Below are 22,337 nucleotides of genomic sequence, written 5' to 3'. Positions count from 1 at the left end.
TCAGCGCCCCATCGCCCAGACCGCGAGCATCGCAATGATGATCGCCACGAACTGAAGCAGCACGCGCCAGCGCATCAGCTTCTGCGAGGTGTTGGGCGAGCCGCCGCGCATCATGTTGATCAGCCCGAGCAGCAGCACCAGGGCCACGGCGCCGGCCGCCGCCGGCAAGATGAAAGTCGTCAAGAGGGATGCCATTGGGGGGTGATAACACCGTGCGCGCCGGTCCGCCATCTCCTCAGTTTCGTCATTTCGGGGCGATGCGCCGGGGCCGAGCGAAGCGAGGCGCGGCGCTTCGCGATCTGGCTTTTAAGCCAATAATGTCAGAAGCTGGCTGAATGATTTCCGATCTGCATCCGGCATCGGCCGTCTTCCCCTCTCCCCGCCTGCGGGGCGCGGGAGCAGTACAGGGCATACAGTGAAAGCGATCCGCTACATCTACGTCGTGGTGATGGATGCCTTCTACACGTTCCTTGCCGATGACGGCTGGGCGATCGCGAGCCACATCGCGCTGTCGACGCTGATGGCGCTGTTCCCGTTCCTGATCGTGCTGACCTCGCTCGCGGGCTTCTTCGGCTCCAAGGAACTTGCCGACCAGGCCGCCAGCCTGATGCTTCAGGTCTGGCCCAAGCAGGTCGCCGATTCGATCTCGGGCGAGGTCCACGACGTGCTCACCACGACCCGGACCGGACTGCTGACCATCGGCGCGGCGCTGTCGCTCTATTTCGCCTCCAACGGTGTCGAGGCGCTGCGGATCGCACTCAACCGCGCCTATGCGGTGGTCGAGATGCGGAGCTGGTACTGGCTCCGGCTGGAATCGATCGCCTATACGATCATCGCGGCCTTCACTGCCCTCGCCATGGCGTTCCTGATCGTGCTCGGCCCGCTCATCATCGAGGCGGCGCGGCGCCACATTCCGCTGTTCGTCGAATCCAACGAAAGCATCCTCACCTGGGTGCGCTACGGCATCTCCATCGGCGCGCTGGTGGTGGCTCTAATCATCCTGCACGCCTGGCTGCCGGCGGGACGGCGCAGCTTCCTGCAGATATTGCCCGGCATCGTCTTCACCATTGTGGCGTCGCTGATCTCGAGCATCGTGTTCGGCCAATATCTGGCCCGCTTCGCCAACAACTACGTGACGATGTATGCGGGCCTCGCCTCGGTGATCATCGCGCTTGTGTTTCTGTACTTCATCGCCGCGATCTTCGTTTACGGCGGCGAGCTCAACGCCGCGATCATCAAGTCGCGGCTTCCTCACGGCGTGTCGCTTCAAGCAGCGCAGTCGCTAAAGCCCGCGGAGACACGGGCTTGACCAGGAAGGCGTCTGCGCCGGCCTCGCGCGAGGCCGCTTCGTCTTCGCCGCGGCCGGACACGCCGATGATCGGGATCTGAGCCAACGGCGCGTCCATGGTGCGGATCCGCCTGATGGCCTCGACGCCGTCGATGCCGGGCAGCACCATGTCCATCAGCACCGCATCGAACCCGCCTTGCGCCAGCCGGCCGACCGCGTCCTCGCCGCGCCCGATGAACTCGGCATGATGGCCGAGCTCGGTCAAGATCGTGTTGAGCACGACGCGGCCGAACGGATTGTCCTCGACGCTGAGGACGCGTAGCGCCGCGACCGCATCTGTCCCGGCTTCGTCCTTTGCCTTGCTGGATTTGCCCGGTCCGGTGGCATCCAGCGATATCGTCAGGGTGAAGGTGGCGCCGCCACCGCGCCGCGGTGCGACGGTGATGTCGCCGCCCATCGCCCGCGCCAATTGCTTGACCGAGGATAGGCCGAGGCCAGCGCCGCCGAAGCGCGAGGCGATGGTGACGTTGGCCTGGGTGAACGGGCGGAACAGCCGCTTGATCTCGCCCATGGTGAGGCCGATGCCGCTGTCGGACACGGCGAAGGCAACGCCGACCCTGTCTTTGCCTTTGGCTCTCGCCTTCTCTTTGCCCTTGGTGGGAGCGACCGCGAGCGCCACGCCGCCCTGGTCCGTGAATTTCACGGCATTGTCGATCAGGTTCTCGAGCGCCGCGCGCAGGCGGACGGAATCGCCGACCACGAGGCCGGGGAGCTTGTCGGAGATCTCGACCTGGGCCTGGAGACCCTTGGCCGCGGCGCGCCCCGCAAGTGAATCGCCGGCGCTGCGGGCAAGCGTGCGCAGATCGAACAGGTCCTGCCGCAGCGTGCTGCCGCCCTTCCCGGTCCCCTTGCCGCTTCTGGCAGCATCCACGAACAGCGTGGCAAGGCTCGCCAGATGTTCGGCACCGGCCTTGATGGTGTCGGCCCAGCGCCGCTCCCGTTCGCCGAGATCGGAGGTCGCGAGCAGGTCGCTGATCGCCAGAATGCCGGTCAGGGGGGTGCGAACCTCATGGGCAAAGGCGGCGAGCGCCGCCTGGACCACATCAGGCGCGACCGTCTTGGGACTGCGCTTGCGCACCTGCCCAGTCGCCCCGGACCGCTTCCGAGGCGGTCGCCTGGACATCTTCGTGGTGCGCGCTGGGCGCTTCTTCGCCGCCATGAATCCCCTTCGAAGTATCCCCTTCGGGCCGCCGGGCTGTTCGAGCATGGCACGGCGAAACACCCGGAGTCACGGCGACGTTTCGCTAACCCCCAGAGAAACTTAACCTAATCCCACCAGCTGGCGGATGCTGGCAGCCGTGATGCCGGCCGCACGCAAGGCGCGCAAACCTGTCGAGTGGCTCGATTTCGACAGCTTGCGCCCCTCATCGTCGCAAATCAGCCGGTGATGGCGGTAGGCGGGTTCGGGCAAGCCGAGCAGGACCTGGAGCAGGCGATGGACCGCCGTCGCATGAAACAAATCCTGGCCCCGCACGATCTCGCTGACGCCCTGGATCGCGTCGTCGACGACGACGGACAGATGATAGCTGGTCGGCGTCTCCTTGCGGGCCAGGATCACGTCGCCCCAGGCCTGCGGTCGCGCCGGGACGGTGCAGCGCTCGCCATCGGGCCCCTCGCCCAGCTCATTCCAGGTCAGGCCGGTGACGTGCCGGCAGGCCGCAATCATGTCGAGCCGCAGCGCGTAAGGCCTGCCCGATGCGAGGAGACGGTCACGCTCGGGCGCTGGGAGCGACTTCGCCTCGCCGGGATAAAGCGGCGCGCCGTCGGGATCGCGCGGCCATGGCCCATTCGCCTCGCGCGCGGCAACCAACCTTGCGATCTCTGCCCGGCTCTCGAAGGCGGGATAGACGAGACCAAGCGCCGACAGCCTGTCCAGCGCGGCACGATAATCGGCGAGATGCTCCGACTGCCGCCGCACCGGCGTCTCCCAGTCAATCCCGAGCCAGGCAAGATCCTCGTAGGTCGCCGCCTCGTATTCCGGCCGGCAGCGCGTCGCGTCGATGTCCTCGATCCGCAACAGCAGCCGCCCGCCGGTCTTGCGCGCGCGGTCGAAATTCAGCAGCGCGGAAAAAGCGTGGCCGAGATGCAGGAAGCCGTTGGGACTGGGAGCAAATCGGAAAACGGGTGGTGCCATCTGATAGATCTCGTCATGGCCGGGCTTAACCGCACGGCCGTCATTCCGGGGCGGGTCCGAAGGACCAAACCCGGAATCTCGAGATTCCGGGCTCGATGCTCCGGGTCGCGCTTCACGCGATCCGTCGCATCGCCCCGGAATGACGGAGTAAGATATTCAGTACCGGGTCAAGCCCGGTCATGACGCCGGAGAGAGCCTGCCAAACACATGACCATCCATCTCGAATCCCAGTCCGATCTCGAAGAGGCCGTCCATGCGCTGATCAAGCGCGATCCACGTCTGAAACCGGTGCTCGAGATCGCGGGCATGCCGGCGTTGCGGCGGCGGGAGCCGGGTTTTGCGGGGCTTGCCCACATCGTCTGCGGACAGCAGCTCTCGACCGCGAGCGCCGCGGCGATCTGGGGTCGGCTGGCGGCGGCCTTCGATCCGTTCGACCATGATGCGGTGCGCCGCGCCCGCGCCGACCGGCTGGGACGGCTCGGCCTCTCGGCCGCCAAGATCAAGACGCTGAAGCATCTTGCGCGCGAGATCAGCGCGCAGCGGCTGAACCTCGACGTGCTGGCCGAGGAAGACGCCGATGCCGCGCATCACACGCTGATCGCGCTGCCCGGCATCGGGCCCTGGACCGCGGACCTCTATCTGCTGTTCTGCCTCGGTCATGGCGATGCCTGGCCGGCCGGCGACCTCGCCGTACAGGAGAGCATCAGGATCGGCCTCGGCCTGAAGGCGCGGCCGACGGAAAAACAGATGGCGCCGCTCGCCGAACCCTGGCGTCCCTTTCGCGGCGCCGCGGCGCATTTGTGGTGGAGCTATTATCGCGCGGTGAAGAAGCGCGAGGGCGTGCTCGCGGGCTCAAACTAGCCCCGCAGCCGCTCGCGATCGGCGCGGGCGCATTCGGCCACGAAGTCGACCACCGCCCGCACCGCGGACAGCTCGACCAGATCAGGATGGGCGAGCAGCCAGAGATCGGCGACGCTGACGAGCTTTTGCGGCGCGACGCGCACGAGGTCCGGATAGCTCTCCGCGACGAAGCAGGACAACGCGGAGATTCCGATCCCCGCGCGCACCGCCGCCAGCATGTCGCCCTGCGACGAGCAGCGCATCACCATCGTGCCCTGGCGCGTGATCGCATCGCTCCACCGCGCCAATTGCGCGTTGGAGTCCTGATCTGCAAACCCGATGATGCTATGGCCCTTCCACTCGCCGCTGCGTTCCGGCAAGGACCGGCCCGCCGCATAGGCGCGCGAGGCATAGAAGCCGGTGCCGAGACGGCCGATCTTGCGGCCGACCAGGTTCTCCTCGCCGCTGTCGACCGGACGCAGCACCACGTCGGCTTCGCGGCGCCACACGCTGGCCGGAAACGGATGCGTGATGATCTCGAGCCGGATGTGATGGTGCGCATCGAGGAAGGATCGCAGCCGCGGCATCAGCCAATGCGAGGCCAGCGTTGCCCCGATCGACAGCTTGACCGTGCCGCGCGCCTTGCGCCCGCCGGCGCCAACGGCGGCCTCGGCCCGCAGCGCGGCGGCGGCCATCGCCTCGGCATGCTCGCGCAAAGTGCGGCCGTCGGCGGTGAGCACGAAGCCGTCGGCGGCGCGCGCGAACAGTTTGGTGCCGAGCTGGGCTTCCAGCGCCGTGATCTTGCGGCTCACGGTCGGATGGCTGCTGTGCAGCCGCCGCGCCGCCGCGGTGAAGCTGCCGCTATCGGCGACCGCGACGAAGGTCTTGCAGAGATCCCAATCCACCAGCGTCCTCGTTCAAAGCTGAATAGATACATGTTCAATATTGAACGATACCCGGGCCGCCGTCCAACCCTATAGTGAGATCAAACCGCAGGCGGAAACCCCGCCGGCGCGACAATCGACATGGAAGCGCTCGATCATCGGCCGGCAGGCCGCCGACGCGCGTTGTCAGGAGGATCGGATGGCACTGCCCGCCTTGCTCAGGAATTCCCTGGAGCTGCCCGTCGTCGGCTCACCCCTCTTCATCGTTTCCGGCCCGGAGCTGGTGATCGCGCAGTGCAAAGCGGGCGTCGTCGGCTCGTTTCCCGCACTCAACGCCCGTCCGGTCGAGAAGCTCGACGAATGGCTGAGCCGGATCGAGGACGAGCTCGGCGAATACAAATCGCGCAATCCCGGCAAGAAGGTCGCGCCCTACGCCGTCAACCAGATCTGCCATGCCTCCAACGACCGGCTGATGAAGGACATGGAGACCTGCGTCAAGCACAAGGCGCCCATCATCATCACCTCGCTGCGGCCGCCGGCCGAGATCGTCGAGGCCGCGCATTCCTATGGCGGGCTGGTGTTCCACGACGTCATCAACGTCAAGCACGCGCGCAAGGCCGCCGAGCAGGGTGTCGACGGCCTGATCCTGGTCTGCGCCGGCGCCGGCGGACATGCCGGCACGCTGTCGCCCTTCGCGCTGGTGCGCGAGGTCAAGCAATGGTTCGGCGGCGCGATCCTGCTGTCGGGCGCGATCAGCGACGGCTTCGGCATCGCCTCGGCGCTGACGCTGGGCGCCGACCTCGCTTATATGGGCACGCGCTTCATCGCCACGAAGGAAGCCAATGCCGACGAGGCCTACAAATCCGCGCTGACGCAGCATGCCGCGCACGACATCGTCTACACCAACCTGTTCACCGGCGTGCACGGCAATTATCTCGGCCCCTCGATCGCCGCCGCAGGGCTCGATCCGGACAATCTCCCGGTCGCCGACAAGTCGAAGATGAATTTCGGCTCCGGCGGCAACATGAAGTCGAAGGCGTGGCGCGACATCTGGGGATCGGGCCAGGGCATCGGCCAGATCCTGGATGCGCCGCCGGTCGCCGAGCTCGTGGACCGGATGAAGGGAGAATTCGACCAGGCACGGCAGGATTTCCTGATGCGCGCGAGCGCCTGACGACGCGGTCGCGGTCCGACGACGAGATTGGACTGACAACGAAAACGGGAGGACACCATGAAGCTGGCAGCCGCACTGATCGGCCTATCGTTGTCGGCGCTCGCCACCGGCAGCGCCCAGGCCGAAGGCAGCGATGAGATCCGGATCGGGCAGACCCTGCCCTATAGCGGTCCGGCGTCCGGCTTCGGGGCGATCGGACGGACGCAGGAGGCGTTCTTCGAGAAGGTGAATGCCGAAGGCGGCATCAACGGCCGCAAGATCAGGTTCATCACGCTCGACGACGCCTACTCGCCGCCGAAGACGGTCGAGCAGACCCGCAAGCTGGTGGAGCAGGACGAGGTGCTGATGATGTTCGGCTCGCTCGGCACCGCCACCAACAGCGCCGTGCAGCGCTACCTAAACGGCAAGAAGGTGCCGCAGCTGTTCGTGCTCTCAGGCGCGACGAAATGGGCCGATCCGCAGAAATATCCGTGGACCATGCCCGGCATGGCCGCCTACGAATCCGAGGGCGTGGTCTACGCCAAGCACGTGCTGCGGGCCAAGCCCGGCGCCAAGATCGCCATCCTGTCCCAGAACGATGATTTCGGCCGCGACTATGTCGCCGGCTTCAAGCGCGCGCTCGGCGACAAGGCCGCGGGCATGATCGTCGCGGAGCAGACCTACGAGACCAGCGCGCCGACGATCAGCTCGCAGCTCTCGACCCTGAAGGCATCGGGCGCCGACGTGCTGTTCGGCGTCGTGCTCGGCAAGTTCACCTCGCAGATGATCAAGGGCGTGGCCGAGATCGGCTGGAAGCCCGATCTGTTCTTCGTGCCGACGTCGGCTTCGTCGATCTCGTTCCTGGAGCCCGCCGGACTCGACAACGCGGTCGGCCTGATCTCGTCGAGCAATCAGAAGGACACGATGGACCCGCAATGGGCCAGCGATCCCGGCGTGAAGGAATACTTCGCCTTCATGAAGCAATACATGCCGACCGCAGACCTCTCCAATTCCAACTACGCGGCCGGCTACCATTACGCGACGCTGCTGATGACGATCCTCAAGGCGTGCAAGGACGATGTCAGCCGCGACAACATCATGCGCCAGGCCGCATCGCTGAAGGAGGTGAAGCTGCCGCTGCTGCTGCCAGGCATCAGTGTGAGCACCGGCTCAGACGACTATCTGCCGTTCCAGCAGCTTCAGCTGCGGCGCTTCAACGGCAAGAGCTGGGTCGGCTTCGGCGACGTGCTGGACGATCGCTAGACATGAGCGGAAAGGGACACGCCATGATCATCAGCGGCGAACGCCGGATCGGCCATGACGAGATCCAGGCGCGCATCAGGCGGGCGGCGAGCGGGCTTCGCGAGCTCGGTCTGGTCGAGGGCGCCCCGGTCGCCATGATGCTGCGCAACGATTTCGCGCTGTTCGAGGTGGTCGCGGCCTCCGCCGCTCTGGGCAGTCCGGTGGTGCCGATCAACTGGCATCTCAAAGCGGAAGAGGTCCGCTATATCCTGACCGACAGCGGCGCGAAGATCCTGGTTTGCCACGCCGACCTGCTGCCGCAGATCCGCTCCGGCGTGCCGGAGGACGTCCGTCTTTTCGTGGTCCGGACGCCGCCCGAGCTTGCGGCGACGTTCGCCGTGCCCGCCGCGCTGACGGAGATCCCCTCGGGACTGACGGATTGGGACCGCTGGCGCGACGGCCATCCGGAATCGCAGGAGCCGCCGCGCCGGGCCGCGGCGATGATCTACACGTCGGGAACCACCGGCCTGCCGAAGGGCGTGCGGCGCATGCCGATGCGGCCCGAGCAGGCGGCCGCCTCCGAGCGCGTCGGCGCCATCGCCTATGGCATCAAGCCGCGCGACAATCAGGTCGTGCTGATCAACGGCCCGATGTATCACTCGGCGCCGCACTCCTACGGCATGCTTGCCTTCCGCTGCGGCTGCACCATCGTGCTCCAGGCGCGGTTCGACGCCGAGGAGCTACTGGCGCTGATCGAGCGCCACCGCGTGACGCATATCCACATGGTGCCGACCATGTTCGTGCGCCTGTTGCGCCTGCCCGAAGCGATCAGGCAGCGGTACGACCTGTCGTCGCTGCGCTTCGTCGTGCACGGCGCGGCGCCCTGCCCGCCCGAAGTCAAGCGGGCCATGATCGACTGGTGGGGACCGGTCATCAACGAATATTTCGGCTCGACCGAGACCGGCATCCCCGTGTGGCACTCCGCCGAGGAAGCCCTGAAGAAGCCCGGCACGGTCGGCCGCGCCATCGAAGGCGGCATCGTCAAGATCTTCCGCGACGACGGCGGTCTCTGCGGCGCCGGCGAGGTCGGCGAGATCTACATGCGCCAGACCGCGGTGCCCGACTTCGACTATCACGGCAAGGCGCAGGCCCGGGCGGAGGCTGGGCGCGACGGTCTCGTCAGTGTCGGCGATGTCGGTTATCTCGACGAGGACGGCTATCTGTTTTTGTGCGACCGCAAACGCGACATGGTGATCTCGGGCGGCGTCAACATCTATCCTGCCGAAATCGAGAACGTGCTGATCGCGATGCCGGGCGTGCGCGATTGCGCCGTTTTCGGCATCCCCGACGCCGAATATGGCGAGCGGCTATGCGCCTGCATTGAGCCCGACACAGGCGCGGAGCTCTCCGCCGGTGCAGTGCAAGCCTGGCTGCGCGACCGGCTGGCCAACTTCAAGGTGCCGAAGGAGGTTCAGTTCCTGGATGCGCTGCCCCGCGAGGCGACCGGAAAGATCTTCAAGCGCAAGCTGCGCGATCCCTATTGGGCGGACCGGAGGGCGGGCGGGCCTTAGCCACCGGTCGCCGAAACTCCTGAAGCATCTCGGCACATGCCGTCCGAGCAGTGCCATATGCCGGCATTGCGCGGGTCACCGGCTTTTGGCGGCCTGCGAAACCGTATAGCTTCGACCAGAGGAAACGCCGCGAAGACGGCCACGAGGTCGCGCATGCTGGACAGGACCAAGGATATTGCCGCATCCGCGCAAGGCTGGCTCGACGCGTTCGAGCGAACGCTGAGCAAGCCCGAGCCCGCCGCGCTGGACCATCTCTTCCTCGCCGACAGCTTCTGGCGCGACGTGCTGGCGCTGAGCTGGAATCTGCAAACGCTCGCCGGCCGCGACACCATTGCCGATGCGCTGGCCGCACTCGCGCCCAAGGCGGCACCGGCCAATTTCAAGATCGCGCCCAACCGCGCACCGCCGCGCTGGGTCACGCGCGCCGGCTGCAACTGCGTTGAGGCGATCTTCGATTTCGAAACGGCAATCGGGCGCGGCAGCGGTATCGTCCGGCTCGCACCCGAGGGCACCGACGACGACCGCCTGAAAGCCTGGACGCTGCTGACTGCGCTCGACGAGCTCAAGGGATTCGAGGAGCAGCTCGGCACCTCGCGCCCGCGCGGCCAGGCCTATTCGCGCGATTTCCGCGGACCGAACTGGCTCGATTTGCGCAACGCCTCGCGCGACTATGCCGACCGCGATCCGGCCGTACTGGTGGTCGGTGGCGGCCAGGCCGGGCTTGCGATCGCAGCGCAATTGAAGCAGTTGCAGCTCGACACGCTGATCGTCGATCGCGAAATGCGGATCGGCGACAATTGGCGCAAGCGCTATCATGCGCTGACGCTGCACAACCAGGTGCAGGTCAATCACCTGCCCTACATGCCCTTTCCGCCGAGCTGGCCCACCTATATCCCCAAGGACAAGCTCGCCAACTGGTTCGAGGCTTACGTCGATGCGTTGGAGCTGAATTTCTGGAGCGGCACCGCGTTCGAAGGCGGCGCCTATGACGAGGCGAAGGGATGCTGGACGGTGACACTGCGGCGCGCCGACGGCAGCGAGCGGACCATGCATCCGCGCCATGTCGTCATGGCAACCGGCGTCAGCGGGATCGCCAACATTCCGGACATTCCGAGCCTCGCCCAATTCAGGGGGACGCTGGTGCATTCCAGCCGCTACCAGGACGGCGAGACCTGGACCGGCAAGCGCGCGATCGTCATCGGCACCGGCAACAGCGGTCACGACATCGCGCAGGATCTGTATTCCAGCGGCGCCGACGTGACGCTGGTGCAGCGCTCGCCCACACTGGTCACCAATATCGAGCCGTCGGCACAGCTCGCTTATGCGATCTACAATGAAGGCACGCTCGAGGACAACGACCTGATCGCGGCCTCGATGCCGACGCCGCTCGCGAAGAAGACGCATGTCATGCTGACCGAGCAGTCGAAGCAGCTCGACAAGGAGCTGCTCGACGGCCTTGCCCGCGTCGGCTTCAAGCTCGACTTCGGCGAGGCCGGCACCGGCTGGCAATTCAAATACCTCACCCGCGGCGGCGGCTATTATTTCAACGTCGGCTGCTCCAACCTGATCGTCGAGGGCAAGGTCAAGCTCAGGCAGTTCGCCGACATCGAGAGCTTCGTCGCCGAAGGCGCACGGATGAAGGACGGCTCGACCATTGCGGCCGATCTCATCGTGCTCTCCACCGGCTACAAATCGCAGGACTATCTGGTGCGAAAGCTGTTCGGCGATGCCGTGGCCGACCGCGTCGGCCCGATCTGGGGCTTTGGCGACGGTCTTGAGCTGCGCAACATGTATGCGCGCACCAGGCAGGCCGGTCTCTGGTTCATCGCCGGCAGCCTGGCGCAGTGCCGGATCAACTCGAAATATCTGGCGCTCCAGATCAAGGCGATCGAGGAAGGGATTTTGGGACGGACGTAAACCTAGTGGTCATTCCGGGGCGCGCGTAGCGCGAGCCCGGAATCCCTCCAACCACGAAATGCGCCGCACAATGGATTCCGGGCTCACGCTACGCGTGCCCCGGAATGACAGAAGGAGAGACCACCCATGCCAGCCATTCTCGGCAGCGGCGATCACCGCTATCGCGTCGTCGAAAACTTCGCAAAGCTGCCGGACGGCTGGCAGCTGACCGACGTCGCCTCGGTCGCGGTCGACAGCCGCGACCAGATCTACGTCTTCAATCGCGGCGCCCATCCGATGGTGGTGTTGGACCGCGAGGGCAATTTCCTCCGCAGCTTTGGCGAAGGCCTGTTCTCGCGCGCGCACGGCCTCCACATCGATGCCGACGACAATCTCTATTGCACCGATGACGGCGACCACACCGTGCGCAAATGCACCACCGACGGCAAGGTGCTGCTGACGATCGGCATTCCCGAGAAGCCGTCGCCGTTCATGAGCGGCGAGCCGTTCCACCGCTGCACGCACACCGCGCTGTCGCCGAAGGGCGAGATCTACGTCTCCGACGGCTATGGCAATGCGCGCGTGCACAAGTTCACGCCGGACGGCAAGCTCATCAAGAGCTGGGGCGAGCCTGGCACCGATCCCGGCCAATTCAACATCGTGCACAATATCGCCACCGATGCCGACGGCTGGGTCTACGTCGCCGACCGCGAGAACCACCGCGTCCAGGTGTTCGATGGCGAGGGCAAGTACGAGACGCAGTGGAACAACCTCCACCGTCCCTGCGCGCTATGCTGCTGCGGCGGGGCGAAGAGCCCGACCTTCGTGATCGGCGAGCTCGGCCCCGGCCTGGCCGTCAACCGCAAGGTGCCCAATCTCGGCCCGCGACTGTCGATCGTGGACGCCAGGGGCAACCGCATCGCGCGGCTCGGCGGCGAGGCGGGCCCGGGCGTCGCCAGCGGCAAATTCCTGGCGCCGCACGGCATCGCGCTGGATTCGCAGGGCGACATCTATGTCGGGGAGGTCGGCGTCACCGACTGGAAGACGAGCTTTCCGGACGCGGAGATGCCGGCCGTGGTGCGCGCAACGCGGTGCTTGCAGAAGCTGGAGCGGGTACGGGAGTAGCTGCTACGGCACGCCGCGACCCCGCGGAGAAAGGCGGTTCCGCCCGCCGCCTACTCTCCCCAAATCGCGGCGTTTTGAGCGCTTTTGCCACCCCGGCGCCGCATTGCTTGCGCCTGAATAAGTCGCTCAACGGGCTTCACAATCCCGTCACGCTGCATGTAGTATGTCAACACATGCTGCTTCGCAGCGTATATTGGAGGCCGGGAGCGTTACTTGAACGCACATGTCTCGCAAGGCAGTTGGCCGGTGTTGGTGCTGAATGCGGACTTCCGGCCGCTGAGTTACTACCCGCTGTCTCTTTGGTCGTGGCAGGACGCGATCAAGGCGGTGTTTCTCGACCGCGTCAACATCGTCGCTCATTACGACCAGGCGGTCCACAGTCCCACGCTGCAAATGCAGCTGCCGAGCGTCGTCTCGCTCAAGTCCTTCGTCAAGCCGACCACCCATCCGGCCTTCACCCGCTTCAACGTCTTCCTGCGCGATCGTTTCGCCTGCCAATATTGCGGCTCGCCCGAGGACCTCACCTTCGATCACATCATCCCGCGCAGCAAAGGCGGCCAGACCACCTGGGAGAACGTGGTCGCGGCATGCTCGCCCTGCAACTTACGCAAGGGCAACCTGACGCCGGCGCAAGCCAGGATGTTTCCGCGCCAGAACGCATTCGCACCCACCGTGCACCAGCTGCACCGCAACGGCCGCCTGTTTCCGCCGAACTATCTGCACGACAGCTGGCTGGACTATCTCTACTGGGATACGGAGCTGGATCCGTAAGCGGGGGCGAGTTATCGCGTTACCCCCGCTGCAGGGCAAGCGTCACGCCGCCGAGCGTGAGCGCCATTGCTGTCCATTCGCGATAGCCCAGCGGCTCGCCGAGAATGATGGCGGCGGAGACCACGCCGATCACGGGAACGATCAGCATGCCGGTCGAGGCCGTGGTCGGTGGCAGGCGGCGCAGCGTCTCGAACCAGGTGACGTAGCAGACGCCCATCGGCACCAATGTCATGTAGACGAAGCAGCCGAGCCCCAGCGGGGTGATCGCGGTGACGTCGGGACGCTCGAACGCGACGCCGAGAACCAGCATCGTGGCGCAACCAAGCCCGACCTGCCAGGCAACGACGACCAAGGGCGGCAGCGGCAACGGCTTGCGGTTGAGCACGTTGCCGAGCGCGAACAGGATGGCGCAGAGCAGTGCCAGCACGATGCCCAGCAGCTTGTCTGCGCCGAACGCAAAGCCGTTGCCGCTCAGAAGCAGCGTGACGCCGGCAACGCCAAGGACCAGCCCGAAAATATCCCTTGCGGTCGGTCGCGTATGCAGCACCGGCCAGGCGAACAGCATCGCCCAGATCGGCATCGTGTAGGCGAGCAGAGCGCCCTCGCTCACCGTCACATATTTCATCGCGACCGTGCCGAGCCCCATCCAGGCAAAGACGTTGGTGAAGGTCGCGAAGACCAGCCGTGGGATGGCCTCGCGCGGGACGGCAAACGACTCCTTCCGGCTCAGCACCAGAGTACCGAGAATCAGCGAGGCGCAGACGCCCGCAAGCCCGCGCGCGAACAGGGGTGGCCATTGCTGCAGCAGCAGCTTCATCAGCGGCCAGTTCAAAGCCCAGCCGAACGCCGTCACGCCGAGGCAGAGAGAGCCGATCGTCCTGTCGCGGCGCGCCGAGTTCATGGATAGCGCTTAGCAGGCGGACGCCGGCCACTCCACCTCGGCCGGCGCATGCAAGCTATCGCGCAGGGCGGAACTGGATCGCCTGGCGCTCGTTCACATGGGAGCACAACGCGACCGCGCGTGCCGCAGCGCAACCGAGGGAGGCCATGATGCCTGCAGATGAGAAAGACCACGTCTACAAGATCCTGGACCTCGTCGGCTCATCCGAAACCTCGATCGAGGACGCGATCAAGAACGCGATCGGCCGCGCGTCGAAGACCATTCGCGAGATGAAATGGTTCGAGGTGGTGCAGACCCGCGGCCACATCGAGAACGGAGCCGTGCGCCACTACCAGGTGACGCTGCGCGTCGGCTTCACGCTGGAGGGATGACGGCGCTCACCATCCGTAGCGAACGCTACCCTTGCCGGCGTAGCTGCGGGTGACGCTGGAGAACTCGCCTTCGAACGTGGCCGCCGTCGACCAGCCGTTCGTCCATGTCATCTCGACCGAAGCCGTGGCGAGCGCGGCGTCGCGCGCCTGCGCTGCGCCGTTGACGACGAAGCTTGCGAGCGGCAACGCCTGAAAGGTTGCGGCGGCCGAGCGATCGGGGTTGAAATCATGCGCCCAGGCGACACGGCCGCGCAGGGCCAACACGCCATCCTGCATCGCAAAGGACCTGTCGGTACGCAGGCCGAGCTCGCTGCGGCTGTCGGTCACGCTTTTCGCGGCGTAGCTCAAGGCGAATGCCGACGAGCCGGAGACGGCCTGCTCGGCATAGCCGGGGAGGTCGAGCGTCGTGAACTGCATCGCGCCGTAGGGTGTAAGGCCGATTCCGCCGAGCCATGACGCGACCACGCGATAGCCGCCTTCGAGACGGCCGGAATACGCATGGGCGTCGAAGGCGGCGCGCAGGCGATCGGTGCCGGCGATCGTCACGGTGCGATCGGTGGTCATGTTCTGCCAGCCATAGGCCAGCGCGGCGGAGACGTAGGCCGGGCCGTTCGCGTGATACAGATATGCGCCGGCCTGGAACAGGTCGGAGCGGCCGGAGCCGAGACCGTTGACGTCGAAGCCGGTGCCACCGCCGGCGAGCGCGAAGCCGAGCTTCGTGCTCGGCGCGAGCCAATAGTCCGCGCCGACCGCCGTGCCCGCGATGCGGCTCGTCGTGTCGTTGGAACCATCCGTCGCATGGCCATGGGTCGATTGCGATCCGCCGAAGCCGGCAGCCCACACGCTCCAGCGCTGCGCAAATTTCTGCGCCGGCGCCTTGGCGAGCATGGCAAACGCGTCGGTGCGCTGGCGCGCGGCATAGGCGCTTGATTCGCTGTCTTCGGCAAATGCAGCCGCACTGTTCGGTGTGCTCGTCCGACCCTCCCGTTGCGCGAAGGGGTCGGTGAGCAGGCCCATGAACTGGCTCATCGCGCTGATCGTCGTCTGCTGCGCGGCCGTGCCTTGTTCGCCCGAGGCTTGCGTCAGCCCTGCCGCCGTCATGCGGCCGTAGATCAGCGGAATGCCGCCGTTGACGTCGAAGGAATGGACCAGCGCATTCGCCACCGCCTGCTGATTGCCATTCAGGCCGGACGCCGGCGGCGGGACGAAGGCGAGCGACAGGTCGAGATAGGCGTTGTTCGCATCGTAGCTGAGATCGGTCTTGAAGTTCGCCGGCAGATTGCTGTTGGCAACCGTCGAGGCAAAGGTGCCGGAGATGCCGCCGCCCGCGCTGAGGATAGTGTATTTCTTCTCGATATAGCTGCCGGCCGCAAACACCGCGTTCACGGTGGCGCCGCCGAGGGTTGCGGTGCCAGATACGCTTGCGGAGGACGCCGTCGACGGATTGACCTGGACCTGATAGATCGCGCCCGCTTGCAGGGCGAGATCGCCGACGATGCTCGTGACGCTGCCGGGCGTGCCGTTGCCGGGCGCCAAGATGCCGCCGCCGGCGATCGTCACCAACAATGGATCGATCGTGCCCGCTCCCATCAGCACGCCACCGGCATTCACCGTGACTGAAGAGGTGCCGGTGATGGTTCCTTCGACGTCGAGCACTCCGCCATTCACGGTCGTGGCTCCGGTATAGCCATTGTTGCCGACCAACATGGTGAAGCCGGCCGTCGTCGTCAGGCTCGCGGTCCCGCCGATACCATTGAGGACGCCTCCGGTCGACGTGACGGGCGCGTTCAGATTGCCGTTGCGAATCGTGCCTCCGTTGAGGCCGACCGCACCCTGGGTCTGCGCCGTGCCGCCCAGATCGAGCGTGGCACCGCTGTTGACCGTGGTCGTCCCGCCGGCGTCGCCCAGCGTGCCGGCGCCGCTCAAGGCCAGCGTGCCGCCGCTGACGAAGGTGCCGCCGCTGTAGGTGTTGGCTCCGGTCAGCGTCAGCGTGCCCAGCCCCGTCTTGGTCAGGGCTCCCGCGTTGATGATCTGTCCGGACAACGTCGCGTTGAAGCCGTTGGTGTCGATCGTGCCGCCGCCCGCCAGCAGTGAAATCGTCCGGGCGGTGCTGAAAGCCCCCGTGAAGCGCAGCGCACCACCATTGAAATTGACGTATTGCCCGAAACTCAGCGCCGAGAGCGCGGCGTCGCTGCCAGCCGAGACCGCCCCACCCGCCGCAACGATGACGTTCGGTCCAATGAAGGCCGCACCGGAAGTGCCGTTGTCCGCGATCGGCATCGAGGGGGAGGATACGATCGTGTTCGTGGCGGTATCCAGCACGTAAAACCCGGCGCCGGTCGTGATGTAGGCGCGACTTCCGTCGGGCGTCAGGGACACTCCGACGCCGTGGCTGGACAGGGCTACGTTTGCCGTGGCGGTGTTCGTCAGTGCATCGATCACCACGAGCACGTTGGTCTGCGTCGTTACGTAGATCCGCGACCCGTCAGGGCTGACTGCAACATGCAGCGGGAGCCCGGAGATCGAAACCGTCGTGACCACCGATTGCGAGGCCGCATCGATGACCGAGACGCCACCGCCTTGATTGGCCACGTAGATCCGGCTTCCATCCGGAGACACGGAGATGCCGGAGGGGCCGCCTCCGACCGCGACCGCGCCGATGACGGTTTTCGACGCGGCGTCGATGATCGAAACGCTCGCGGAGCCCTCGTTGGCCACATAGACCCGGCTCCCGTCCGGCGAGACGACAACGCCGTAAGGGACTGCACCAACTGCGATGGGTGAACCGACCACGAGATTGGTCGCGGTGGAGATCACCGTGACGGAATTGGCCCCGGAGGACGTCACATAGAGGCTCGAGCCATCAGGGCTGAGCGCCAATCCTGCCGGCCCGACGGCGACGGGTATGGTCGCGACAACCGTCCGGCTGACGACGTCGATGACGTCCACCGCGCCGGACATGGCAGCGACATACGCGAAACGGCCATCGGCCGAAAACACTGCGGCGTGAGGATAGGCGCTCGTCGCAAAAGCGGACCCGATCGGAGCGTTGCTCAGCGTGCCGAACTCGACCGCCTGCCCCGGCGTGCTGTTGATTGCGGTCCAAAGTCCGTAATTGTCGATCTGCGCCCGGCTGGCGGAGGTCGAGCCGAGATACGGCAGGACCAGGATGACGAGCATCCCGCAACCTCTCGCTGTCCGGCGACGACGGCAGCTGCGCGAACGTCGTTGCCGACGACCAGCGCCCTCAATTCCCATTGATCCCACGATAACCCCATTCCAACGGCGCGCCCCCGCATGACGCGCTCGCATTCCAGCAACGGGAGAGTCTCTAACAGGACGGCAGGCCGGACGATGTGCCCGGTGTCTCAGCGAGACAAAATCCATGCGGATCTCGCATGCGTTGCATACCGCCACCAGCGCGATCCAACTCGCTCTCGCTTGCGCACAGATTTCCGAATGGCTACATCCAGACCCGAGATCGGCTTGCCGCCGATCTCGGGAAATCAGTTGCGTGCGGTCTTTCCGCATCGTGAGGGGATGTGGACGACACAGCGTTGACCGGGAGTATGGCGGCCGACAATCCCGGGCGCGGTCCGGAGGCGCTCGCGCACTTGCGGGCCATGACGGCCGACATCTGCGAGGTCGTTCCGCGTACCGCGGAGAACGATTTCCATGTCACGACGGTGACATGGATGATCCGCAACGCCTTGCTGATCGACACGCGTGCCTCCGACCAGGACTATGACCGCACGCCCGCGCACGTCGCCCGCGGCGTCATGGATCATTTTCAGATCACCCTCTGCGTCGAAGGCGAGATGCAGTTCAGCTCGGGCCGGCGCGAGGTCACGCTGCGACCCGGCGACATCGTTCTCATCGACATGGCGCAACCGAATCAGACCGCACTGCGCGCCGGCGGCGGTCGCACCCATCTGATGACGATCGTCCTGCAGCGCGCGATGCTGGCGCCGCGGCTCGCATATCCGGATGCGGCGACGGCAACCCTGTTGCCGTCGGACCACCCTCATGCCCGCCTGCTCGCGAGCCACTATGCCGCGCTTGGCCTGCCGTCCGAGCCCGGAACGGAAACCGGGATCGGCAATGCCGAGGCCACGGTCGAGGCGATCGCCGACCTCGTGGCGGCCGCGGCCGGCGGGACGGCCGAAATCGTCGCGGGCCTCGAACGCGCCGAGCGCCATCTTTACATCACGATGATCAAGCGCCACATCGCGAACAATCTCGAAACCGATGCGCTCGCCGCCGAAGAGCTCTGCCGCCACTTCCATATCTCGCGCGCGACTCTCTACCGGCTGTTCGAGGCCGAGGGCGGGCTTGCGCATTATGTGCGGGAGCAGCGGCTTAATCTAGCGTTTCGGCGATTGCTATCGCCATCCGCGCAGGACGGTCGTCTGATCGAGCTCGCCGTCGACATGCGCTTCAGCAGCGATTCCACCTTCATCCGCGCATTCCGCCGCAAATTCGGCCTGACGCCGGGCGAATTGAGGGAATTGGCCGACACATGGCTGCGCGAGACCGGAGCGGTGCCGGCCATCGACACGGTGCTGCACCAACTGGCCCGACGGCGCGCATCGCGGCCCTAATCTGGTCAGCCAACCCTTCCGTCCCGCCTGCCGCGCTGCGAGCTTCTCTTCGGCAGTGCACGCAGCTTTCCGAAGTCTGAGAGAAAGTCTGCATATTTGCTGCGCTGCGACACGCGACGACTATGAGGCTCCTGCAAACAAAAGCTCGCCGACATACAAAATGCGACATGGAGAGCTTGTCGGATGCCGACAATGCGTCCAAACTGTGATCAAAGTCGCTGGAATGCGGCATACCTCCAGCGGTTAAAAGAAAGCGCACCGAACGCGTTCAAACAACCAGGCCGCCAGGGAGGACGTCCATGACCGCAAAGTCTGAAAAGACCAGAACCACTCGTCGCAAATTCTTGCTGGCCGCCAGCGCGGCCGGCGCTGCCACCATCGCCATGCCTCAAGTCAGCCGGGCGCAAACGGCGACCCTGAAGATGCAGGGCTCGTGGGGCAAGGCCGATGTCTTCAACGAGATGGCCGAAGACTATGTGAAGCGCGTCAACGAGATGGCCGGGGGCCGGCTCCGCATAGACTACCTGGTCGGCGGCTCGGTCGTGCATCCGTTCCAGGTGTTCGACGGCGTTCATGGCGGCCAGATCGACGCGGCACACACGGTGACGGTCTACTGGTACGGCAAACACAAGGCAGCATCGCTGTTCGGGACAGGTCCCGTGTTCGGCTTCAACGCCAATGAAGGCCTCGGCTGGATCCACAACGGCGGCGGCAAGGAGCTGTTCGAGGAGCTCCAGACCAAGATCATGAACGTCAACATCAAGAGCTTCTTCGCCATGCCGATGCCGACCCAGCCGCTCGGCTGGTTCAAGAAGCCGATCACCAGCGACGCCGACCTCAAGGGCTTGAAATATCGCACGGTGGGCCTTGCCGCCGATCTCTTCCAGGCGATGGGTGCATCCGTCGCGCAGCTACCCGGCGGCGAGATCGTGCCTGCGATGGAGCGCGGCGTGATCGACGGGTTCGAGTTCAACAATCCGACGTCGGACCGGCGCTTCGGCGCGCAGGATGTCGCCAAGAACTACATGATGGGCAGCCACCATCAGGCGACGGAATATTTCGAGATCATGTTCAACCGGACGAAATTCAACGCGCTGCCGAAGGAACAGCAGGCGATCCTGCAATACGCCGCCGAAGCTGTGTCCTCCGCAAACGAATGGAAAGGCATGGACTATTATTCCAAGGACCTGCAGGAGCTGATCAACAAGGACAAGGTCAACGTCCAGCGGACGCCGAAGTCGGTGTTCGACGCGCAGATCAAGGCGTGGGACGGTCTGATCGCCCAGCTCGGCTCGGATCCGTTCATGAAGAAGGTGATGGACTCGCAGAAGGAATGGGTGCGCCGCGTGGTTTACTACAACATGAACAACGCGACCGACTACCGCGGCGCCTTCGAGCATCACTTCCCGGGCGTGCTCAAGGTGTGACGGCTGTCGCGGGGGATCGCGTGAGGCCGTATCGTGAGGGGCGGCGCATTGAAGCGCCGCCCGCGAGTTGGGAGGGGGACGTCCGGATGTACTGCTCGCAGCGAGTTCAGCTCGCATGACGAAATTCCTGTTCTTCATCGACGAGCTCAGCACGTGGGTCGGCAAGGCGTTCGCCTGGCTGATTCTCGTCCTCACACTGGGTGTCAGTTACGAGGTCTTCGTGCGCTACGTGCTGCGTGCGCCGACCACCTGGGCTTTCGACATCAGCTACATCACCTATGGCGCGATGTTCCTGATGGCCGGCGCGTATACGCTCTCGCGCAACGGCCATGTGCGTGCCGACGTGGTCTACCGCCTCTGGTCGCCGCGCACCCAGGCGACGATGGACCTCGTCCTGTATATCCTGTTCTTCCTGCCGGCGATCGCCGCGCTGATGTATTCGGGCTGGAACTACGCCCAGATGTCGGTCCGCTTCCGCGAAGTCAGCATCTTCAGTCCGGCCGGCGTGCCGGTGTTTCCGCTGAAGGCACTGATCCCTCTCACCGGCTTCCTTCTGTTTCTGCAGGGGTTTGCTGAGATCATTCGCTGTGTGCTGTGCATCCGCACCGGCCGATGGCCGCAACGCCTGCACGACGTGGAAGAGACCGAGAGCCTCGTCATCCGCGAACATCAGCAGCACGCGGCTGAGCCGCAGAGCGGGAAGGGACCAGGCGCATGACCGATCCTCAACTCGGCATGCTGATGCTGGGCCTCTTCATCTTCATCATCATGCTCGGCTTCCCGATCGCGTTCACGCTGATGGCGATGGGCGTCTCGTTCGGCTACTATGCCTACTACACCCCCGGTCAGGACTTCTTCCAGAACCGCATCTTCACGCTTCTGGTGCAGAAGACGTTCGAGGTCACATCCAGCGATGTGCTGGTTGCGGTTCCGCTGTTCCTGTTCATGGGCTATCTGATCGAGCGCGCAAACATTCTCGACCGCCTGTTCTACTCGCTGCAATTGTCGATGAAGAACGTGCCGGGCGCGCTGGCGGTGGCAACGCTGATCACCTGCGCGATGTTCGCGACCGCGACCGGCATCGTCGGCGCGGTCGTCACGCTGATGGGCCTGCTGGCCTTGCCGGCGATGCTGCGCGCCGGTTACGACGTCAAGCTGTCGGCAGGCGTCGTCTGCGCCGGCGGCTGCCTCGGCATCCTGATTCCGCCGAGCATTCTGCTGATCGTCTATGCGGCAACCGCCGGCGTTTCGGCGGTCAAGCTTTATGCGGCCGCTTTCTTTCCCGGGTTCCTGTTGGCCGGACTCTATGTCCTCTATGCGATGGCGCGCGCGATCATCAATCCCGCGCTGGCGCCGAAGCTGCCGCCCGAGCAGACCAACGTGCCGCTCGGCACCGTGATCTGGGCGCTCGCCACGTCGTTCCTGCCGCTGGCGTTACTGATCGTTTCGGTGCTCGGTGCGATCCTGTTCGGCCTGGCGACGCCATCCGAGGCGGCCGCGGTGGGCGCCCTCATGAGCATCGTTCTGGCCGCCGCCTATCGTTCGCTCAACTTCACGATGATGCGCGAATCGGTCTATCTGACCGTGCGTGCCACCGCGATGGTCTGTTACCTGTTCATCGGGTCGTGGACGTTCTCCGCGGTGTTTGCCGTCCTCGGCGGACAAACCGTGGTCGAGCAGTTCTTCGCCGCGATGAACCTGTCGCCGATCGGGTTCCTGCTGTTGACCCAGGTGATCATCTTCCTGCTCGGCTGGCCGCTGGAATGGACCGAGATCATCATCATCTTCGTGCCGATCTTCCTGCCGCTGCTGCCCCAATACGGCATCGATCCGATCTTCTTCGGCATCCTGGTGGCACTGAACACGCAGACGGCGTTCAACACGCCGCCGGTCGCGATGGCAGCCTTCTATCTGAAGGGCGTGGCGCCGCCTCAGGTGAAGCTGACTGACATCTTCTCCGGCGCGCTTCCCTTTGTCGGCCTGGTCTTCTTCACCATGGCACTGGTCTACATCTTCCCGGGGATCGCATTGTGGTTGCCCAACTATCTCTATGGATCGCGATGAGCGCGCCCG

Annotated in this window: 19 protein-coding genes; 13 read left to right on the top strand and 6 right to left on the bottom strand. The window is 65.3% G+C overall.

Annotated features, from left to right (window positions below; genetic code table 11):
* Positions 1-195: a twin transmembrane helix small protein gene (locus tag D6B98_RS23945; protein ID WP_028134126.1), complete on the bottom strand. Its 195-nt coding sequence runs from the start codon at positions 193-195 to the stop codon at positions 1-3.
* 220 nt (positions 196-415) lie between these two features.
* On the opposite strand from D6B98_RS23945, the gene D6B98_RS23940 reads away from it, so the two are divergent.
* A complete protein-coding gene (locus D6B98_RS23940) occupies positions 416-1,309 on the top strand; it encodes a YihY/virulence factor BrkB family protein (RefSeq protein WP_126259366.1) in 894 nt (297 codons plus the stop codon).
* Here the strand turns inward: D6B98_RS23940 and D6B98_RS23935 are convergent.
* Positions 1,236-2,507: an ATP-binding protein gene (locus D6B98_RS23935; protein ID WP_126259365.1), complete on the bottom strand. Its 1,272-nt coding sequence runs from the start codon at positions 2,505-2,507 to the stop codon at positions 1,236-1,238. The genes D6B98_RS23940 and D6B98_RS23935 overlap by 74 nt on opposite strands.
* Before the next feature lie 102 nt (positions 2,508-2,609).
* Entirely contained in the window at positions 2,610-3,482 is an 873-nt protein-coding gene (gene gluQRS, locus D6B98_RS23930; RefSeq protein WP_126259364.1) for a tRNA glutamyl-Q(34) synthetase GluQRS, read from the bottom strand.
* 207 nt (positions 3,483-3,689) lie between these two features.
* On the opposite strand from gluQRS, the gene D6B98_RS23925 reads away from it, so the two are divergent.
* On the top strand, positions 3,690-4,343 hold the full coding sequence (locus D6B98_RS23925; RefSeq protein WP_126259363.1) for a DNA-3-methyladenine glycosylase family protein: 654 nt from the start codon (positions 3,690-3,692) through the stop codon (positions 4,341-4,343).
* On the opposite strand, the gene D6B98_RS23920 is transcribed toward D6B98_RS23925, so the two are convergent.
* Complete coding sequence (locus tag D6B98_RS23920) at positions 4,340-5,227, bottom strand: LysR family transcriptional regulator (RefSeq protein WP_126259362.1); 888 nt, start codon at positions 5,225-5,227, stop codon at positions 4,340-4,342. The genes D6B98_RS23925 and D6B98_RS23920 overlap by 4 nt on opposite strands.
* A 178-nt stretch (positions 5,228-5,405) precedes the next feature.
* Here D6B98_RS23920 and D6B98_RS23915 point away from each other — a divergent pair, with 178 nt between their 5' ends.
* The 6 genes from D6B98_RS23915 to D6B98_RS23890 all read left to right on the top strand — a co-directional run bounded on the left by D6B98_RS23915 (position 5,406) and on the right by D6B98_RS23890 (position 12,964).
* A complete protein-coding gene (locus D6B98_RS23915; RefSeq protein WP_126259361.1) occupies positions 5,406-6,380 on the top strand; it encodes an NAD(P)H-dependent flavin oxidoreductase in 975 nt (324 codons plus the stop codon).
* A 57-nt stretch (positions 6,381-6,437) separates the two neighbouring features.
* Positions 6,438-7,622, top strand: a complete 1,185-nt coding sequence (locus tag D6B98_RS23910) for an ABC transporter substrate-binding protein (protein ID WP_126259360.1) — start codon at positions 6,438-6,440, stop codon at positions 7,620-7,622.
* Positions 7,623-7,645: 23 nt separating this feature from the next.
* Positions 7,646-9,172, top strand: coding sequence for an acyl-CoA synthetase (locus D6B98_RS23905; protein ID WP_126259552.1), 1,527 nt, complete (start codon positions 7,646-7,648; stop codon positions 9,170-9,172).
* A gap of 153 nt (positions 9,173-9,325) precedes the next feature.
* Positions 9,326-11,089 carry a flavin-containing monooxygenase gene (locus D6B98_RS23900; protein WP_126259359.1) on the top strand — a complete coding sequence of 588 codons (1,764 nt, stop codon included), beginning with the start codon at positions 9,326-9,328 and terminating at the stop codon, positions 11,087-11,089.
* Between the two features lie 126 nt (positions 11,090-11,215).
* Positions 11,216-12,193: a peptidyl-alpha-hydroxyglycine alpha-amidating lyase family protein gene (locus D6B98_RS23895; RefSeq protein WP_126259358.1), complete on the top strand. Its 978-nt coding sequence runs from the start codon at positions 11,216-11,218 to the stop codon at positions 12,191-12,193.
* Positions 12,194-12,406: 213 nt separating this feature from the next.
* A complete protein-coding gene (locus tag D6B98_RS23890; RefSeq protein ID WP_061880676.1) occupies positions 12,407-12,964 on the top strand; it encodes an HNH endonuclease in 558 nt (185 codons plus the stop codon).
* A gap of 19 nt (positions 12,965-12,983) precedes the next feature.
* On the opposite strand, the gene D6B98_RS23885 is transcribed toward D6B98_RS23890, so the two are convergent.
* A complete protein-coding gene (locus D6B98_RS23885; protein ID WP_126259357.1) occupies positions 12,984-13,865 on the bottom strand; it encodes a DMT family transporter in 882 nt (293 codons plus the stop codon).
* 149 nt (positions 13,866-14,014) lie between these two features.
* Here D6B98_RS23885 and D6B98_RS23880 point away from each other — a divergent pair, with 149 nt between their 5' ends.
* On the top strand, positions 14,015-14,236 hold the full coding sequence (locus D6B98_RS23880; RefSeq protein ID WP_126259356.1) for a dodecin: 222 nt from the start codon (positions 14,015-14,017) through the stop codon (positions 14,234-14,236).
* A gap of 6 nt (positions 14,237-14,242) precedes the next feature.
* Here D6B98_RS23880 and D6B98_RS23875 read toward each other — a convergent pair whose 3' ends face one another.
* Positions 14,243-17,416, bottom strand: coding sequence for an autotransporter domain-containing protein (locus tag D6B98_RS23875; protein WP_164718818.1), 3,174 nt, complete (start codon positions 17,414-17,416; stop codon positions 14,243-14,245).
* Between the two features lie 377 nt (positions 17,417-17,793).
* On the opposite strand from D6B98_RS23875, the gene D6B98_RS23870 reads away from it, so the two are divergent.
* The 4 genes from D6B98_RS23870 to D6B98_RS23855 all read left to right on the top strand — a co-directional run bounded on the left by D6B98_RS23870 (position 17,794) and on the right by D6B98_RS23855 (position 22,328).
* A complete protein-coding gene (locus D6B98_RS23870) occupies positions 17,794-18,837 on the top strand; it encodes a helix-turn-helix domain-containing protein (RefSeq protein ID WP_126259354.1) in 1,044 nt (347 codons plus the stop codon).
* Between the two features lie 299 nt (positions 18,838-19,136).
* A complete protein-coding gene (locus D6B98_RS23865; RefSeq protein WP_126259353.1) occupies positions 19,137-20,264 on the top strand; it encodes a TRAP transporter substrate-binding protein in 1,128 nt (375 codons plus the stop codon).
* 115 nt (positions 20,265-20,379) lie between these two features.
* Complete coding sequence (locus D6B98_RS23860) at positions 20,380-20,982, top strand: TRAP transporter small permease subunit (protein WP_126259352.1); 603 nt, start codon at positions 20,380-20,382, stop codon at positions 20,980-20,982.
* Positions 20,979-22,328, top strand: coding sequence for a TRAP transporter large permease (locus D6B98_RS23855; protein ID WP_126259351.1), 1,350 nt, complete (start codon positions 20,979-20,981; stop codon positions 22,326-22,328). The genes D6B98_RS23860 and D6B98_RS23855 overlap by 4 nt, the downstream gene beginning before the upstream one ends.
* Positions 22,329-22,337 lie beyond the last annotated feature (9 nt).

Source organism: Bradyrhizobium sp. LVM 105 (assembly GCF_003957705.1).
GTDB classification, from domain to species: Bacteria; Pseudomonadota; Alphaproteobacteria; order Rhizobiales; family Xanthobacteraceae; genus Bradyrhizobium; species Bradyrhizobium frederickii.
Note: the sequence above shows the minus strand (reverse complement) of the source record. Positions and strands in the feature narration are given on the sequence as shown.